Genomic DNA, 3,183 nt, shown 5'->3' on the forward strand with positions numbered 1-3,183 from the left:
GCGATCACCTACCCGAACAGCAGCGAGCGTCGGTTCGCGCGGCCGATGCCGATCGAAATCTCGTCGCCAAGCTTCTCAGCGACGCACTCGCGGAGGGGCAACTGACCCTCGCCGAGTACGACGAGCGCACCGCGGCGGCGTATCGAGCGAAGACCTACGGTGAACTCGATGTGCTGACGAGCGACCTTGCACTCGCTCCGCCCTCCTCGGTTCAGTATTCCAATGCAGGACCCGACGTCGATCGCGCTATCGCAATCATGAGCGGCTTCGCGCGCAAGGGCGAGTGGACCGTGGCGCCGCGTGTCGAGGCAATTGCGTTCTGGGGTGGCGGTGAGATCGACCTGCGCCACGCGCACTTCTCGGCCCCCGAGGTGACGATCAACTGCGTCGCGATCATGGGCGGCATCGACATCACCGTGCCGTCGAACATCGGCGTCGAGGTCCGCGGGGCAGGCATCATGGGCGGCTTCGATCACATCGCGCAGACCGGTGCGCCGAACGCGCCGCGAGTCATCGTGACCGGCTTCGCGTTCTGGGGCGGGGTCGGGATCAAGGTCGAGAAGTAGCGCTCCGCGCCAGTGGCACGTTTGAGTGCACCAGGGCGCACTTATTCGTGCCACTGGGCCGGAGGCCTCACCCCTTCCTGCGTCGCTTCAGATAGTCGGTGACGACCGCGGCGCCGAGTCCGTCGAGGTCCGGAGCAATGACCCGCCCACCTACGCGCTCGGCCATGCGATCGACCACCCGCGCGAGCCCCGGATCGTCGCCCAGCCTGAAGATGGTCACCTGCGCACCGAGTTTCGCAATGGTGTCCAGTTCCCGCACCGTCAGTCCCAGAGTGCGCGGCGACGGCGGATAGTCGAAGAACGCATGACCGTCGGGTTCGAGATGCGCAGTCGGCTCCCCATCCGTCACGATCAGCACCACCGGTTGAGCATTCGGATGACGACGCAGATGCCTGGCCGCGAGCAACAACGCATGGTGCAGGTTGGTGCCTTGGTCGTAGGCGCCGTCGAGACCCGCCAACTCGGACGCCGTCAACTTCTGCGCGTGCCGACCGAATCCGATGAGTTGCAGATCGTCACCCCGGAACCGGGTACTGACAAGGTGATTGAGCGCGAGCGCCGTTCGCTTCATCGGCACCCAGCGACCGTCCATGACCATCGAAAACGACGTGTCGACCAGCAAAGCGACGGCAGCCTGTGTCCGAGTTTCGGTTTCGCTGATCTCGACGTCGGTGACCTGCAGCTGGACCGGGAACTCGCCGCCCGACGCCGCAGTCCTCAGCACCGCATTGTTGACGGTCCTCGTCACGTCCCACGGCTCGGTGTCGCCGAACTCCCAGGCCCGCGATGCACCCGTCGGCTCCCCCATCGCGCCGGCTCGACGCGTATCCCGCTCGCCACCGCGTCGGGAGATCTTGCCTGCCACATCCTTCAGCGCGGACTGACCCAACTGGCGCATCGCCTTCGGGGACAGACGCCACTGACCGTCGGCACCCTTGTCCATGAAACCTTGCTGCTCCAGCGCCTTTTCGAGCTCGGACAGCATCCGCGCATCGGCTGCTGCCTCGGGGCCCAACTGCTTCAGCAGCGCTTCCGCATCGATATCGTCGAGGGCAGCACCGTTGTACTGCTGCGAGAGTTGGTTGCCGAGGTTCTCGAGCTCCGCGATGTCCTGAAGTGCACCCGTTCCGTCGCCGAGCCCCATTCCATTCTCGCCGCGGAAGTTCTGCGAACCATCCCAATCCTCGCCGGGCCTTGCTTGCTGGAGATTCTGGTCGAGCTGGTCCAGTTGCGCGAGCAAATTCGAGTCACCGAACGCCTGCTGCGCCAGCGCATCGAGCTCTGCTCGTTGCTCGGGACTGAGCGAGTTGCGCAAACGCTGAGCCGCTGCAGCTCGCTGCGCGAGCGAGTCGAGGAGCTCGTCCACATTCTGCGGATTCTCCGGGAAGTGCTGCCCGTGCTTGCGCATGAAATCGGCGAACTGCTCGTCGGTGTCCTCGCCCCGATTGTGCTTGTCGAGAAGCTCGTTCAGGTCCTTCAACATCTCACTGATCGCCTGCCGGTCCTCGTCCGTCGCATTCTCCAGCGCATTCTTCATGCCCGCGAAGCGTTGATCGAGCATCTCGCGGCCGAGCAGATCCTTGATCTTCTCGTAGTTCTCCCGTGCCTCGGACGAACGCCAGTCGTAGTCGGCCAGCTCCTGCACGGCCTGCGCAGTCGACGGCGACAGGTCACCGATCTGCATCTCCTGAAAGCGGGCGTCGTCGTCGAGAGCTCTGGCGAGAGTCTTGCGCTCCTCGAGAACTGCCTTGTCGAGAAGCTCGCGCACTTCCTGCAAGGTCCCGTCGAGGTTGTTCTTCCGCAAGAGATCTCGTCGACGACGGTTGGCCTCGGCTGCAAGGTCGTCGAGACCGCGCATGTTCTGCGTTCCACGCCGAAGCATCTCCTGCATCGCGCGCCGCGGCGACGCCCCCTCCAGGACGTCGTTGCCGATGGACTCGAGGGCCTCTCTCAGGTCGACGGGTGCGGCCAGCGGATCAGGTCCCCCGTGATATCGCCCGTATCTGCTGGCCGGCATCAGCTGTACACCGTCTGGCCGTCGTCGTCGGGATCCTTGGCTATGCGTCGCGCCAAGTACAGGCCCTCCAACGCGAGTTCTGTTGCGGCCGCCCGTTCGCCGTCCGTGGTCGCGTCGAGCCGTTCGTCGATCTCTTGCAGAACCTCCAGGTCGGGCAACTCTCCGATCAGAGTCTTGGCTGCGATGCGATCACCCGTCACGACCGGATCGCCCTCTTCGATCGCGGTGACCAAGGGCGCCAGGTTGATTCCGCCCAACCGCTCACGGACGGTGTCAGCGGTCGCACGTCGCAGGAGGTGTTCGAGGACCTCCGTTTCGCGGCCTTCCTCACCGGATTCGAATTCGACCTTGCCTCGGAGTACCTCGATGATGGTTCCGAGGTCGACCGGACGCGCCACCGCGTCGCTCTCACCGAGCACGGCCGCGCGGTGAACTGCTGCAGCAGCGATGGTCTCGGCAGCTGCGATAGCGAACCGAGCAGAGACACCCGACCGCTGATCGACCGACGGTGACTCGCGGAGCAACCGGGTGAAGCGGGCAAGAATCTCGAGCAGATACGACGGCACAACCGCGGGCAAGTTGGCTTCCTGCTCGACCACC

General features: G+C 64.8%; 2 protein-coding genes and 1 pseudogene. 1 reads left to right on the plus strand and 2 read right to left on the minus strand.

Translation table 11 applies throughout. The features are described from left to right. A partial coding sequence (locus A2J03_RS19770) for a DUF1707 SHOCT-like domain-containing protein (protein WP_068377387.1) occupies positions 1-566 on the plus strand: 566 nt, incomplete at its 5' end. A 67-nt stretch (positions 567-633) separates the two neighbouring features. On the opposite strand, the gene A2J03_RS19775 is transcribed toward A2J03_RS19770, so the two are convergent. Next, a complete protein-coding gene (locus A2J03_RS19775) occupies positions 634-2,583 on the minus strand; it encodes a vWA domain-containing protein (RefSeq protein ID WP_068377390.1) in 1,950 nt (649 codons plus the stop codon). Further along, positions 2,583-3,183 (minus strand): annotated as a pseudogene (locus A2J03_RS19780) (magnesium chelatase); the annotation flags it as partial. The gene A2J03_RS19775 and the pseudogene A2J03_RS19780, both read right to left, overlap by 1 nt.

Source organism: Rhodococcus sp. EPR-157 (genome assembly GCF_001647195.1).
In the GTDB taxonomy this organism is placed as follows: Bacteria; Actinomycetota; Actinomycetes; order Mycobacteriales; family Mycobacteriaceae; genus Rhodococcoides.